Annotated in this window: 12 protein-coding genes and 1 riboswitch; of the genes, 7 read left to right on the top strand and 5 right to left on the bottom strand. The window is 39.1% G+C overall.

Going from position 1 to position 13,856, the window contains the following annotated elements:
• Positions 1–63: 63 nt before the first annotated feature.
• The gene (locus MKY08_RS03760; RefSeq protein ID WP_025218725.1) at positions 64–606 is read right to left on the bottom strand and encodes a peroxiredoxin; all 543 of its coding nucleotides are present in this window, start codon (positions 604–606) and stop codon (positions 64–66) included.
• Between the two features lie 404 nt (positions 607–1,010).
• Between MKY08_RS03760 and MKY08_RS03755 the strand changes: the two genes are divergently transcribed.
• From MKY08_RS03755 to thiW, 7 genes are all read left to right on the top strand, one after another.
• Positions 1,011–1,553: an XRE family transcriptional regulator gene (locus MKY08_RS03755; protein WP_069510382.1), complete on the top strand. Its 543-nt coding sequence runs from the start codon at positions 1,011–1,013 to the stop codon at positions 1,551–1,553.
• A gap of 17 nt (positions 1,554–1,570) precedes the next feature.
• Positions 1,571–2,677 carry an ABC transporter ATP-binding protein gene (locus MKY08_RS03750; RefSeq protein ID WP_024362224.1) on the top strand — a complete coding sequence of 369 codons (1,107 nt, stop codon included), beginning with the start codon at positions 1,571–1,573 and terminating at the stop codon, positions 2,675–2,677.
• Positions 2,667–3,476 (top strand): ABC transporter permease, encoded by an 810-nt coding sequence (locus MKY08_RS03745; protein ID WP_069510384.1) that lies wholly within the window; start codon positions 2,667–2,669, stop codon positions 3,474–3,476. Before MKY08_RS03750 ends, MKY08_RS03745 begins: the two co-directional genes overlap by 11 nt.
• Positions 3,473–4,270, top strand: a complete 798-nt coding sequence (locus MKY08_RS03740) for an ABC transporter permease (protein ID WP_069510386.1) — start codon at positions 3,473–3,475, stop codon at positions 4,268–4,270. Before MKY08_RS03745 ends, MKY08_RS03740 begins: the two co-directional genes overlap by 4 nt.
• Positions 4,267–5,340 carry an ABC transporter substrate-binding protein gene (locus MKY08_RS03735; protein ID WP_069510389.1) on the top strand — a complete coding sequence of 358 codons (1,074 nt, stop codon included), beginning with the start codon at positions 4,267–4,269 and terminating at the stop codon, positions 5,338–5,340. The genes MKY08_RS03740 and MKY08_RS03735 overlap by 4 nt, the downstream gene beginning before the upstream one ends.
• A 282-nt stretch (positions 5,341–5,622) precedes the next feature.
• Positions 5,623–6,819 carry an MFS transporter gene (locus tag MKY08_RS03730; RefSeq protein WP_069510391.1) on the top strand — a complete coding sequence of 399 codons (1,197 nt, stop codon included), beginning with the start codon at positions 5,623–5,625 and terminating at the stop codon, positions 6,817–6,819.
• 65 nt (positions 6,820–6,884) lie between these two features.
• Positions 6,885–6,992: riboswitch (TPP riboswitch) on the top strand.
• Between the two features lie 104 nt (positions 6,993–7,096).
• Positions 7,097–7,588: an energy coupling factor transporter S component ThiW gene (thiW, locus tag MKY08_RS03725; protein WP_069510393.1), complete on the top strand. Its 492-nt coding sequence runs from the start codon at positions 7,097–7,099 to the stop codon at positions 7,586–7,588.
• Positions 7,589–7,644: 56 nt separating this feature from the next.
• Here thiW and MKY08_RS03720 read toward each other — a convergent pair whose 3' ends face one another.
• The 4 genes from MKY08_RS03720 to MKY08_RS03705 are packed head-to-tail and all read right to left on the bottom strand — an operon-like array spanning position 7,645 to position 13,847.
• Positions 7,645–10,242 carry a VWA domain-containing protein gene (locus MKY08_RS03720; protein WP_069510395.1) on the bottom strand — a complete coding sequence of 866 codons (2,598 nt, stop codon included), beginning with the start codon at positions 10,240–10,242 and terminating at the stop codon, positions 7,645–7,647.
• Positions 10,226–11,971 (bottom strand): VWA domain-containing protein, encoded by a 1,746-nt coding sequence (locus MKY08_RS03715; protein ID WP_069510397.1) that lies wholly within the window; start codon positions 11,969–11,971, stop codon positions 10,226–10,228. Before MKY08_RS03715 ends, MKY08_RS03720 begins: the two co-directional genes overlap by 17 nt.
• An 11-nt stretch (positions 11,972–11,982) precedes the next feature.
• On the bottom strand, positions 11,983–12,855 hold the full coding sequence (locus MKY08_RS03710; RefSeq protein WP_069510399.1) for a DUF58 domain-containing protein: 873 nt from the start codon (positions 12,853–12,855) through the stop codon (positions 11,983–11,985).
• The gene (locus MKY08_RS03705; RefSeq protein ID WP_069510401.1) at positions 12,852–13,847 is read right to left on the bottom strand and encodes a MoxR family ATPase; all 996 of its coding nucleotides are present in this window, start codon (positions 13,845–13,847) and stop codon (positions 12,852–12,854) included. The genes MKY08_RS03710 and MKY08_RS03705 overlap by 4 nt, the downstream gene beginning before the upstream one ends.
• Positions 13,848–13,856 lie beyond the last annotated feature (9 nt).

Here is a 13,856-nt window from a genome sequence, read left to right as displayed (position 1 = left end):
TTCATTGCATAATTGGCATTCATCCCGCTCTTTTTAAGAGTGAAGGACTTTTGCTCAATTCAATTAAAGCGTTGCTTGACCTGGGCGCCAGTTTGCTGGGCAAAGACCGCCAGTTTGTAAAGCTTGTAATACACGTAATGTTTCATCTACGTCACGGCCAATATTATTATCAAATACTGTTTGATATTTTAATTCGCCTTCTGGATTAATGATGAATAGGCCGCGTAGTGCGATACCTTCTTCTTCAATTAAAACGCCATATTCTTTCGAAATCGCATGGTTCGTATCTGCTGCTAATGGGTATTTTAATTCGCCAAGCCCATTTTGCGTGCGATCTGTGTTAATCCAAGCTAAGTGCGTGTGGATTGTATCAGTTGAAACGCCGATTACTTCTGCATCTAAGTCTTCGAACTCATCATAACGATCGCTCATTGCAGTAATTTCTGTTGGACATACAAAAGTGAAGTCCATTGGGTAGAAGAACAGTACAGTCCATTTGTCTTGTGCTTTAATTTCTTCTAAAGATACTTTACCAAAAGATTTGTCTGGAAGTACTGCTTCCATTGTGAAGTCTGGGGCTTGTTTACCTACCATGCGTTCTGCCATTATAAATCCCTCCGAATAATATGTAGTTTTATATTCCATTCGCACATGCGAACCGTCTTCTACGATAGCAAAGAAAGCACAGATTTTCAACGAAGTGCACTTCGCCACGCTAATCGTTTCAAGTATACTGACAAATTTTTGTCAAATACCCAATAAATAATCATCACTACACTTTAGTTATTAGCTTCTTTTCGCAAATTTATTCTAGAATAGCACAAAAAACTGCTCGAAAATATAGATGCTTCTTTTCTTTCAAATACATCTGCATTTTTTCCTCCAAAACGATTGCAAATTTTTCATTATTATGTATAATAGTAATGTTTTTAGTAAACTAAAAGTTTCGTTAAAGTAAACTTCATTTTCTGAAAGTTTATGATTGCTAAACTTCTTATAGGAGGGAAAGGATGCAAATTGGAGGAAAAATTAAAGCACTTCGTTTGAAAAAAGGTCTTACCCAAGAAGAGCTTGGAGAACGTACAGATTTAAGTAAAGGCTATATTTCACAACTGGAGCGAGATTTGAATTCGCCTTCTATTGAAACGCTTTTTTCATTATTAGAAGTTTTAGGATCGACGCCCAAGGAATTCTTTGATGATGATGCACCTGAACAAAAGGTTGTCTACACCGAGGAAGATCAATCGACGTATACAGACGAAGAAAAAAAATACGAAATTCAATGGCTTATTCCTACATCTAATGAGAAAGAAATGGAGCCCATCTTTTTGACACTTGCTGCTGACGGCGAATTCAAACAGTTTGAACCATCGCTATCAGAAACATTTATTTATATTGTCAAAGGGCGTATTCGTCTCGTTTTAGGGAATGAACAGTATATAGCTAGTGAAGGCAATGCGCTCTATTTTGACGCGGCAGCTCATCATCAAATTTTTAATGCACATGACGATGAAACAAAAATTTTACTCGTCGCAACGGATTCTTATTTATAGCTTAAGGAGGCGCTTCAATGACAACAAATTCTATTATCCGCTTTGAAAATGTATCAAAATCATATAGTGACGGCACAGTCGTCCTAAAAAATATTAACTTAGAGCTTGAAAAAGGAAAGTTCTATACGTTGCTTGGTCCGTCAGGTTGCGGTAAAACAACGATATTACGCATTATTGCTGGTTTCACAGAGCCCACTACAGGCGATGTGTTTTTCCACGATAAAAAAATCAACACTGTTCCAGCCAATGAGCGCCAAGTTAACACAGTATTTCAGGATTATGCGTTATTTCCACATCTAAATGTTTTTGAAAATGTAGCATTTGGATTACGTATCAAAAAACTTCCTGAAAACAACATTAAAGAACGTGTCGGAGAAGCGCTAAAATTTGTCAACTTAGCCGGCTATGGCAATCGAGAAATTTCTGAAATGTCAGGTGGTCAGCGTCAACGTGTTGCGATTGCACGAGCTATTGTTAATGATCCAGAAGTTATTTTACTCGACGAGCCCCTTTCCGCGCTTGATTTAAAACTTCGTACAGAAATGCAGTATGAACTACGTGAATTACAACAACGACTTGGTAAAACATTTGTATTTGTGACACACGACCAAGAAGAGGCACTTGCCATGAGTGATGAAATATTTGTATTAAGCGAAGGGCAAATTCAACAATCAGGTACACCAGTAGATATTTATGATGAACCCATTAACCGTTTTGTTGCCGACTTTATCGGAGAATCCAATATTGTTAACGGCGTGATGATAGAAGATTTTAAAGTGGAGTTTGCTGGGAAAGTGTTTGAATGTGTTGACCAAGGAATGAAACCAAATGAAAAAATCGATATTGTTATTCGTCCAGAAGATTTGGAAATTACAACAGTCGACAAAGGAAAACTAATTGTTAAAGTTGATACACAATTATTCCGTGGAGTCCATTATGAGCTCTCCACTTACGATAAAGCTGGTAATGAGTGGCTTGTCCATTCATTGAAGAAAGCTGAAGTAGGGACAGAAATAGGTTTAGACTTTGATCCAGAAGCCATTCATGTAATGCGCCTAAATGAAACTGAGGAAGAGTTCGATAAACGTCTAGAATCCTATGGAGATGACGAAGATGCAAACTAAAACTTCGAAATCAACGTTATTTCCATACGTTTTATGGATTGCACTATTTGTTATTGCGCCGATTGCCCTCGTTGTTTACTACTCCCTACTAGATTTACATGGCAATTTTACGCTCAATAACTACAAAGCATTTTTTACATCTGTCTATTTAAAAATGACCCTTAGTTCGTTTTGGTATGCGTTTTTAATCACATTCTTTACATTGCTGATTTCATACCCAACAGCTTATTTTTTAACGAAGACCAAACACAAACAGCTATGGCTATTGCTAATTATTATTCCTTCGTGGATTAATCTCTTGTTAAAAACATATGCGTTTATAGGGATATTCGGTTTATATGGTCCTATCAATGCAGCCATTGAAGTATTTGGCTTCGATCCGAAGCAAATGCTATTTACTGATATGAGCTTTGTCTTCGTATCCGTTTATATTTTTATACCCTTTATGATTTTACCAATTTTCAACTCGTTGGATCGTCTTAACCCAACTCTTGTCTATGCAGCGCGTGACTTAGGCGCTTCTGCCTTTACAACATTCCGTCGCGTTGTACTGCCACTAACAATGGATGGCGTTAAATCAGGAATTCAAGTTGTTTTCATCCCTGCTTTATCACTTTTCATGATTACGCGCTTAATTGCAGGAAACCGCGTTATTACGCTCGGTACAGCAATAGAGCAACAATTCCTTGTAACGCAAAATTGGGGCATGGGTTCAACAATTGCCGTATTTTTAATTTTATTTATGGTAATCATCATGTTCATTACAGGTCAAAAGGATAAAGGAGGTCGCGTGCGATGAGCAAACTGTCAACATCTGCAAAAGTGTATTTAGCGATTGTTTTTATCGTCCTGTATGCTCCTATTTTTTACTTAGTCTTTTACTCATTCAATAGTGGGGATTCCATGACAAACTTCCAATCCTTCACATTGGATCATTATAAAGCGGTATTCGAGGATTCTCGATTACTCGTTATTTTAATCAATACGGTGATTGTGGCTTTGCTTTCTGCACTAATTTCCACAATTATTGGCACACTTGGCGCAATCGGTATCGTTACAGTAAAAGATTCGAAAATGCGCAATACCCTGCTTTCCTTAAATAATGTATTAATCGTTAGTCCAGATGTTATTATCGGTGCAAGCTTTTTAATTTTATTTACAATGGTGGGCATTAAACTAGGCTTCGCTTCAGTATTATTAGCCCATGTCGCGTTTAGTGTGCCTATTGTCGTACTGATGGTTTTACCGAAATTATTAGAGATGAATAAATCATTAATTGATGCGGCTTTAGATCTTGGCGCCACGAAAAAAGATGTTATGATGCGCGTTATTTTACCGTATATCCAACCAGGGATTTTTGCTGGTTTCTTTCTCGCTTTAACGTATTCACTAGATGACTTTGCTGTAACATTTTTCGTGACAGGAAATGGCTTTAGTACTTTATCTGTTGAAATTTACTCGATGGCACGTGCTGGTATTTCTCTTACAGTGAACGCCATTTCTGGTTTAGTATTCTTCGTTACAATTTTAGTAGTAGTCGGCTATTATTTCTTCACTAGTCGTACAAGTAAAAGAACGGAGGGACAACAATGAAGTCTTTAATTCAAGCTACCATCGCCATACTTGTCGTCTCCGCCCTGTTAATGTACGCGGCTGATGCAATGAGTGCTACCGGTGGTAAAAGCGGAAAAGATACATTAACTATTTTTAACTGGGGCGAATATATAGATCCCGATTTGCTAAAGCAATTTGAAAAAGAAACGGGCATCCATGTCATTTACGAAACATTTGACTCCAATGAGGCTATGATGACGAAAATTAAACAAGGTGGGACAGCGTACGATATTGCAGTACCATCTGAATACATGATTGAAAAGATGAAGGAAGAACATTTATTACTTCCTTTAGATAAAACAAAGATCCCGAACTTTAAAAATATCGACCCTTACTTTTTAGATTTGCCATTTGATGATAACAATAAATACTCTGTTCCTTATTTTTGGGGCACAGTTGGCATTGTCTATAATCCGGATTTAGTCGGTGACTTAGATTTCTCTTCATGGCAAGACTTATGGGATCCTTCTTTAAAACGTAAAGTCTTTTTAGTAGACGGTGCACGTGAAGTCATTGGTATGGGTTTGAACAGTCTTGGACACTCCCTGAACTCGTTAGACGACCAAGAGCTACGTCAGGCTACAGACAAACTGATTACACTCGCACCAAACGTCAAAGCGATTATTGGTGATGAAATTACACCGCTCATGATTAATAACGAAGCAGCCATCGCACTCACTTGGTCTGGTCAAGCCGCAGATATGCTATCAGAAAATGAAGATTTAGACTTTGCTGTGCCAGAAGAAGGTTCGAACTTGTGGTTTGATAATATGGTGATCCCGAAAACTTCGAAAAATATTGATGGCGCACATGCTTTCATTAACTTTATGTTAAATGCCGAATCTGGAGCTCAAAATGCTGATTATGTAGGCTACTCTACGCCAAATACTGCGGCAATGAGCTTAATGGATAAAGAAGTTATTGCTGATGAGCGCTTCTACCCTTCAGAAGAACAACGCAAAACGTTAGAAGTCTATAAAAACCTAGGACCCGATTATTTAGGGAAATACAATGAATTATTTTTAGAATTTAAAATGAGTATTCGATAAATACGAAATAGAAGAAGTGTTAGATTGAGTGCCATCAATCTAACACTTTTTTGATGGACTGTTGATGTCTGCTACGGCAGTTAGTGGCGATTTATGGGGGGTTAGTAGCGATACTTATTTTCTTTGTGGCGATTCATGGCTGTTTAGTGGCGATTTTCTTAATTCTGTCGCCTTGTATCGATAATCACACCAGCCACCTACGACTATAATCTGATAGCCAAGCATTATTTCTTTATGATAGACTTTAGTAATGTTTTAATAGTAAATAAAGGGGGGTATTCGATGACCCAGCAGAAGTCTAATAAGGCCGCGTTGTATATTTTAATGTTTAATATGTTTATCGCAATGGGGAGTATTGGGATTATTATTCCTGTTATGCCAGAGTATTTAAAAATATTTGGAGCAGCAGGACAAGTTCTTGGTATGCTAATTGCAACGTTCGCCTTAGCACAATTCGTATTTTCTCCAATTGCTGGGAATCTTTCGGATCGATATGGTCGAAAAAATTTGATTATCTTTGGTCTGATTGTAACCGGCCTTGGGCAAATTTCATTTGGATTATCTACAGATGTATGGATGCTTTTTGTTGCCCGTTTCTTAGGTGGTTTAGGTTCAGCCTTTGTTGCACCGCCTATTATGGCGTTTGTGGCAGATGTCACAACATATGAAGAACGAGGAAAAGGAATGGGCATGTTAGGTGCTGCCATGTCTCTTGGTTTTATGATTGGACCAGGTATTGGCGGGTTTCTATCGAAAGTTAGCTTGCATTTTCCATTCTTTACGGCTGGTGGAGCGGCTATTATTGCTTCTATTTTATCATTGTATTTACTGCCTTCTACAAAGCCCACTGCAGCACAGAAAGCTCAAAAACAAGAAAATCTTGCAAAACAGATGGTACGTTCAGTCAAAATGCCATACTTTGTCATGCTTATTATTATGCTAGTATTCTCGTTTGGAATCGCAAATTTCCAAACAACATTATCATTATTTGTAACAGACAAGTTTAATTACACGCCTGCCGATATTGCTATCTTGCTGACTGTAGGTGGTGCATTTGGTGTTATTGTTCAAATGTTTGTCATTACACCACTCTTTAAACGTTTTGGCGAAATGAAAGTTGTGTTAGTCAATTTATTTATTGCAGCTGTATCGATTTATGCCATATTATTTGTATCTGGCTTTGCACTTATATTAATTGTCGCAACGATTTTCTCAACAGCTACTACACTGATTCGCCCTGCCGTTAACACGTTAATTTCTAAACTGGCCGAAAATGAACAAGGCTTTGCCGCTGGTCTTAATAATGCGTATATGAGCCTTGGCAATATGATTGGACCGGCACTAGCAGGCATTCTTTTTGATTGGAATATGAATAGCCCTTATATTTTTGGGGCAATTATTTTAATGGCCTGCTTCTTCCTAGCACTTATTTGGACATTAAAAAAGGCGCCACATCTAATGCAACCTGAATCAAAATAGAGTGAAATAACATTGACTAATATAGGTGTTAGTTATACCATTTATTAGTAATAATTGAATATCATTTTTACCACTAGGGGAGTCTTTACAAGGCTGAGACGTATATGGTCATATACGGACCCTTTGAACCTGATCTAGTTCACACTAGCGGAGGGAAGTGGCGACTCTTGCTTATTGTCATTATCACATACAAGACCGCTTCCTTTTGTTTAGAGGAAGCGGTCTTTTTGTCATTCATATGTAATTTCATGTTTTATTAATAAAGGAGGAACTACTTATGTCTATTTATAAACTAACTATCATGGCTTTATTGGTCGCTATTGCTGTAGCAGGCTCCATTTTTGTCTCGATTCCAACTGGGATTGCTCGTGCCTATCCTGTACAACATGCCATTAACGTCATCGGTGCCATTTTACTAGGGCCTGTGCCTACCATTATCGTTGCTTTGTTAACAGCCATTATTCGCATACTAACAGGCACGGGCTCTCTTTTAGCGATCCCCGGAAGTGTCATCGGTGCAGCGTGTGCTGCTTTTGCTTATAAATATAGCGGCAAAAAATGGCTAGCAGGAGTTGGTGAAGTATTCGGCACAGGTATCCTTGCTTCACTATTCGCTGTACCTTATGCGCAATTATTTATGGGAACATCAGTAGCTGCATTATTTTTTATGCCCGCCTTTTTCACATCTAGTTTGATTGGGGCATGTCTCGGCATTATCATCGCGAGCAGTCTTCGGAAAACTGCACCGTCTATTCTTATTACTAAGTAGCTATGTTCATACAAAAACGATGGCACATGCTTTTTTCGCAATGTGCCATCGTTCTATTAAGAGCGTTTTTTCATGCCTTTTAATAACTGCGCAACATTGGTGTTTTCCACCTGCACGGCTGTTTCTTCTATAGGCTTTCCTTTTTGTTTGCGGCTTGTTATAAAGCGCCAACCAAAACGTCGAATCGTAATATCCAAGAAGAATAGCAACATCCCTGCTAATAGTAGCCATGTGGCAATATTTTGGCGCTCTGCTCCTTTGTTTGTGAATTCACGGAACACTTCTTGTGGTTCTTTCAATATTGAACCACCTGTTAGCTTTGTTAGTTGCTCTACAATGGTTTCATTCACAGGACGTAATGCATATTCCGCGCTGTAAGGTACACTAAGACCTGCTTGGTAAATGGCCTGCTCTTCATCAGCGATGCGGAAAAAAATCAAACCTGGCTTCGCTTGGACAACCGCACGTACTTGCGAGGCAGATAGCGTTTCAAGCTGTATATCAAGCTCCTCACCAGCTTCATCGACAGCAACAATGTCTAAAAATGCTGCTTCATTTGTCGGATCGGTAATAATAAATGAACCATCTGTATCAAGACGTACATCATAGGCCACATCATTATAACTTGGTAGCATTTGCGATATAATGGTTTGCCAAAATGTTCCCCATTCCTGCCATCTTGCCCAGTCACCAGCCCATTTCCCTGTTGAATCGGATGTGAAAGCAAATGTTTTACCAAGTCCGTATTGCCATTGTGCTAATACCGGGTCTTCTTTCTCACTTTCTGCTATAACAGCGGCTCCCTGCTTCGCTGTTGTACCAATGTAGGCATTCATTTGTGGTACACCATTCGCAAATAATGCATTCCAGCCAGATGCATTGTAGATTGTCGGATAAAAAGGATTGTCTTCTATATACGTACGTGAAATCATTGCTGTCTCACGTGATAAAATCGAAGGAATTGTCTGTTCATCGATGACATCATAGAAACGACCACTGCCCATTTCACTTAACGATTGTAGTAGATTGCCATCAGCATCTTGTCCAATCGCCACGGTTGACAGTGTAATTCCTTGTTCTTTCCCCGTTTCAATTAAATCCTCATAATTGCCAGCTTGTGATTGACCATCTGTAAGTAAAATAATATGTTTCCTTTGCAACTTTAAATCAGCTAAACTATCATAGGCTGCAGCCAATGAACTATAAATTTCCGTACCTCCACCAGGAGTAACCGATAAAATCGTATCGACGGCTTCTTCTTTATTGCCTAATGGTCCAGTTTCGATGATTTCCCAAGGGCGATCATCAAAGGCGATAAATCCTAGCGTATCTTCATCTCGTAGCATTTCAACGGATCGAGCCGCCGCTTCTTTGGCAAGCTCTAGCTTAGAGCCATACATACTTCCTGAACGGTCGAGTACAATGACAAGCCCTAAAGATGGCAATTGTTCTTTGCCTTTTATCTCCATCTCAACAGGTAATAATGTTTCAATCGGTGTTTTAAAATAACCACCCAAGCCGAAGCTATTTTCACCGCCGACCATCGTAAAGCCAACACCAAAGTTTTTGACTGCCTGTTCAATAACGCTCATCTTCGCCTCTCCAACTAAGTGTCCAGGTACATTATCAAAAATAATCGCGTTATATTGCAAATAGCTAGACAGTTCGTTTGGTAAGCTTGCTGCATCCACAACATCATAGGAAATAGAATTCGGTCCTAGAGCTGCAGCAATTGGTGATGTCGTATCGTAACCATTGACAATAAGTAAATGCGGCTCGCTTTGTACCATCGTCACACTTGTTAATTTATTATTTTCAAAAATGGCATCCTGTCCAACTTGCACGAGCGCCTCATATTTCACAAGCCCCTCTGCAGTTGCTGTATGTTTATAAGTAAAAACATTGGCACCTTGAGCAAGTTCCACAGACTCACGATGAATAAGTTCGTCATTTTCATACAGTAATAATTCACCTTGCCCTGCCGCTGTGGCATTGACTTCCGTCACAAGCTGTTGCTGTTCACCTACGTAAGCTATTTGTGGGGTAACAAAGCTTTTCAATGATACATCATTCGTCACACTTTGATGGAACGGCACGACATCTACACTAATATTGGAGCCTTTTAGCTTCGTGGCAAATTCTAACGCATTGCCTTGTGTTTCATTGGCATCTGTTAGTAATACAAGTCTAGTTGCCTTTTTCGGATCAACAATACCTGTTGCAAGCTGAAGACTTTGCTCTATATTTGTTTGGTCTGTTCCCTTAACCTCAGTAAATTTCGGAACATCTTTTAAGGATTTTGATAAAATCGCTTCCGTTTGGAGAGTTGATGAAAATGAGTAAATCCCTGCAAGTTGATCTTCCTTTTTCGATTTCAAACTTTCCTCTATAAAACTAACGATTTCTGCCTCTGTACGATTCATCGAAGCAGAGCGGTCAACTAAATATAAAACTTGCTCGTCCTTTACTGGTAATAACAGATAAGGTGCTGCCAATGCAAAGACTAAACAGACGATGGCTATTACTCGAATGCCCAGTACGACTAGATGACTTTTTTTCAGGTGCATGCGCTCTCGCCAATAAGTCCATCCAAAATACATAAACAATGGCAGTAATAACAATAACGCTAATGGCGTATCAATTCGTAAATCCACGACGTCGTTGCACCTCCCACTCTGCGACAAGCAAACTTAAAATAATGAGTATTAGCCAAGGTACAAACGAAGCTTTCGAAACTTCTTCCTTGCCATTTTGCTGAAGCTCTCCAAGCGTATAGCTTGTTCCTTCTTCTATTACACGTTCCTGTGCTTGTAGTTGCACTATAAGACGCTTTTCCTCACTGTTTGAGCGAGCTGTATACATACCTGGCTTCATTGGAGCAGTTAGTAAGCCATTTGTAATAGTCGATAAAAATTCATCATCTTGAGAATAAACACTCCAATCACCCTGTGATAACGCGACTGAACGTTGCTCATTTGGTGCAAAAATCCCAAGGGAACCTACCGATTCAGATAATTGCTGTTCCACACTCCATAAAAATAACGGAAACGATGGATAGAGTGGCCAATCTGTATCTGCAATATCAGCAAGGACGATAATATCCCCTTCAGGTGTTCGTTGGATAAATGGTTTTTCTCCAACTGTGGCGATTGTTTTATAATCATCAAATGGAGGATATAAAGCACTGACATAAATATCATTTAACTCACTAAATGCAAATAAAGCATCGCTTGTTGTTTTTACTTCACCATTAACGTCTACTTTTTCAATATCATCCCGTCCAAATAATACAATGGGTCTCTCCATCTTTTGAAGTAATGATGTTTGGTTCGTTACAATGGTAGCTCCTTGATTATCCGCCAGCTGCAAGGGCGGTACAATTTTTACGTTGCCATTAATAGCTTGAAACCCTTTTTGAATAAGCTGATGCATGTTTTGATCGACTACAATATTCGATGTAGCCGTTTGTAACACGACTGATTGGATATTATCAATCGCATAATCATCTTTGACATCAATTTTAGCTGTCACCGTATCCATTAATGGTAAATCTTTAAATGATTTAGACATTGCTTCGTTTGCTGCCAAAGAAATAGGCTCGTCTATTAGTACATCGCCTTTACTATTTTGTAGTGTAAGTGTTAGCTTTTGCTCTTTATCGGTATCATTTTGAAGCTGCACTAACGCCATCGTAGATTTACCATCTGTCGTCGCAGCAAAGCGCGTAATAGCAACATTAGTTAAATCTTTTGCAGAACCGTGTACAAGCCATTTCACAGATTCCTTTTCCATCGGTAATTGCTTTTTATCAAGTGCATCTGTGAAAACATAAATTGACGTTTGACTATCACCAACAAAAGCTTGTGCCACATCAAGCGCTTTATTCATTTGGGCAGTTTCATATGTTACATGTAAATCTTGTATAGTTTTTTCAATCGTTTTTACATTTGTTTCTTGCTGTAACACTGCTTGTGGAGAATTGCCAGTTGTAATTAATGTAACAGGTCGACCGTTAAGTTGTTCTACCAATGATTGCATTTCTTTTTTATGGGCATCAAATGTAGATTGCTCTTTCCCTGCTAACATTGTAGCTGATGTATCCACGATAAAAATCGTCTGAGCACCCACAATCGTACTTTTTTTCATATATGGGTTGATAAGTGCTAACACTAATAAAAGTAATGCCAGCAATTGCAAATACAGTAAAGCATTTTTTTGTAAATGCTTTAAATATGGAGAAACTCTTGTTTCTTGCATAATTTCTGACCAAAAAAGTGTTGAGGACACAGGTTGATCCGTATATTTTTTTCGAAAGAAATAATAGAGCAGGACAATGACCGGGAAGATGGCCGTCCAGCTAAAAATAATTTGACTAAAGCCCAAAACGGCTCACCTCACCTAATCCAATGTGCTTTTAGTAATTGTTGAAAGATTGCATGTTGCAAACCGTCTTCCACCTTAAGCTGCAGTTTACGCACAGCAAAACGACGGCAAATGGCTTCAAACTCTTCTTCATGCAGGCGACGCCTTGTGTCATACGTATCTAGTACTTTTGATGACATCGTGACATTGACATCACGCCCTGTTTCACTATCCACTAAACGAACATCTCCCGCATATTGCGGATGAAGTTCTTCTTCTGTGACAACTTGTATAATGCGGACATCTCCTGCAAAACGAGGCAATCTTTTCAATAACTGTTCCCATTCTTCGATCGGTTCAAGCCCATCTGTTACGATAAATAACACTGTGCTATCTTTTGGTATAGCCTTTAATGCCCCTTGAGAAAAGCTTGCTGTATAGTTGGCTTCTTCTATATCGGTAACAACTTGCAAAAATGCGCGACGATACATAGCCCCTTTACGACGAAATGGAGGTTTCACGTCATCTTGCACATAAGAAAATGATAAGCGATCATCACGACCAAGTACCATTAAACCAAGTGATGCAACAATTTGCCGAGCAAATGTCCATTTGACTTGCTCACCCATTGATTTTGTTGCATCCAATAAAATATGCACCCGCATTTCTTGTTCATCTAAAAAACGTTTAATAAAATATTTATCGGTTCTCGCATAGACGTTCCAATCTACTTGTCGCACATCATCACCTAAATGATATTCCCGAAAATCAGAGAAATCGAGGGATGCCCCGAAGCGCTGCGAACGATGCGAGCCTTTATGCTGGCCACGCAATTTGGAGGCAGTCGCCACTTGGAAACGACTTATTTTCGCTAACCAATCCTCGGGCAAAATATTTTTTGTCATCGACTTACGCCTTGTTGGACTTTCTCTAAAATAACATCTATCACATCATCTGCTGTCTTACCTGAAGCCTCCCCTTCATAATTCAGCAGCATTCGGTGACGTAAGACGGGCTTCGCCACTGACTTAATATCCCCAACAGATACATGAAAACGTCCACTCATCAGTGCTCTAGCTTTTGCCAATTTAATCAAGCTTTGTAAGCCACGCGGACCGCTACCATACATCACATAGCGCTTTACTTCATCTATAGCCTCTTCTTTTTCAGGATGTGTTGCCACTACAAGGTCTGCTGCAAACTCAAGCATCTCATCAGCAATTAGTACTTCCTTCACCATTTGTTGTGCCAAAATTAGTTCATCAGTATCCAACACTTTTTGCAAGCTGACTTCGAGCGCACCTGTTGTACGTTTCATAATTTCCATTAGTTCATTTTTCTCTGGATATGGGACGAGAATTTTGCACAGGAAACGGTCCATTTGCGCTTCTGGTAAAGGATATGTACCCTCCATTTCAATTGGGTTTTGTGTTGCCAAGACGAAAAATGGTTTTGCCATTTTCTTCGTATCTCCTAAAATCGTTACCGTTTTTTCCCCCATCGCTTCAAGCAACGCACTTTGCGTTTTAGGTGTAGCACGGTTAATTTCATCTGCTAAAACCATTTGACTAAAAATTGGTCCTGGCTGGAATGTAAACTGCTGCCTTCCATCTGCTGTTCGCTCAATCATACTTGTTCCTGTAATATCAGCGGGCATTAAATCTGGGGTAAATTGAATACGTGAGAACGATAAATCTAGCACTTCAGAGATAGTCCGAATAAGCATTGTTTTCCCTAAACCAGGAAGCCCCTCTAACAGTGCATGGCCATCTGCAAGGACTGCATATAATGTGTAATCAATTGCTTCCTCTTGTCCAACAATAAAGCGATGAATTTCATCTTTTACTTGTTGTAATTTCGTACCCGTTTCGACATATTGTTGTTCTGTAAATGCCATTTTTTCTCC

The sequence above is a fragment of the Lysinibacillus sp. FSL M8-0337 genome (assembly GCF_038593855.1).
In the GTDB taxonomy this organism is placed as follows: Bacteria; Bacillota; Bacilli; order Bacillales_A; family Planococcaceae; genus Lysinibacillus; species Lysinibacillus sphaericus_D.
Note: the sequence above shows the minus strand (reverse complement) of the source record. Positions and strands in the feature narration are given on the sequence as shown.

Coding starts and splice junctions, on each gene's coding strand:
- MKY08_RS03730 (WP_069510391.1), top strand. CDS start 5,623: ATGACCCAGCAGAAGTCTAATAAGGCCGCGTTGTATATTTTAATGTTT.
- MKY08_RS03755 (WP_069510382.1), top strand. CDS start 1,011: ATGCAAATTGGAGGAAAAATTAAAGCACTTCGTTTGAAAAAAGGTCTT.
- MKY08_RS03745 (WP_069510384.1), top strand. CDS start 2,667: ATGCAAACTAAAACTTCGAAATCAACGTTATTTCCATACGTTTTATGG.
- MKY08_RS03735 (WP_069510389.1), top strand. CDS start 4,267: ATGAAGTCTTTAATTCAAGCTACCATCGCCATACTTGTCGTCTCCGCC.
- thiW (WP_069510393.1), top strand. CDS start 7,097: ATGTCTATTTATAAACTAACTATCATGGCTTTATTGGTCGCTATTGCT.
- MKY08_RS03710 (WP_069510399.1), bottom strand. CDS start 12,855: ATGACAAAAAATATTTTGCCCGAGGATTGGTTAGCGAAAATAAGTCGT.
- MKY08_RS03705 (WP_069510401.1), bottom strand. CDS start 13,847: ATGGCATTTACAGAACAACAATATGTCGAAACGGGTACGAAATTACAA.
- MKY08_RS03760 (WP_025218725.1), bottom strand. CDS start 606: ATGGCAGAACGCATGGTAGGTAAACAAGCCCCAGACTTCACAATGGAA.
- MKY08_RS03740 (WP_069510386.1), top strand. CDS start 3,473: ATGAGCAAACTGTCAACATCTGCAAAAGTGTATTTAGCGATTGTTTTT.
- MKY08_RS03750 (WP_024362224.1), top strand. CDS start 1,571: ATGACAACAAATTCTATTATCCGCTTTGAAAATGTATCAAAATCATAT.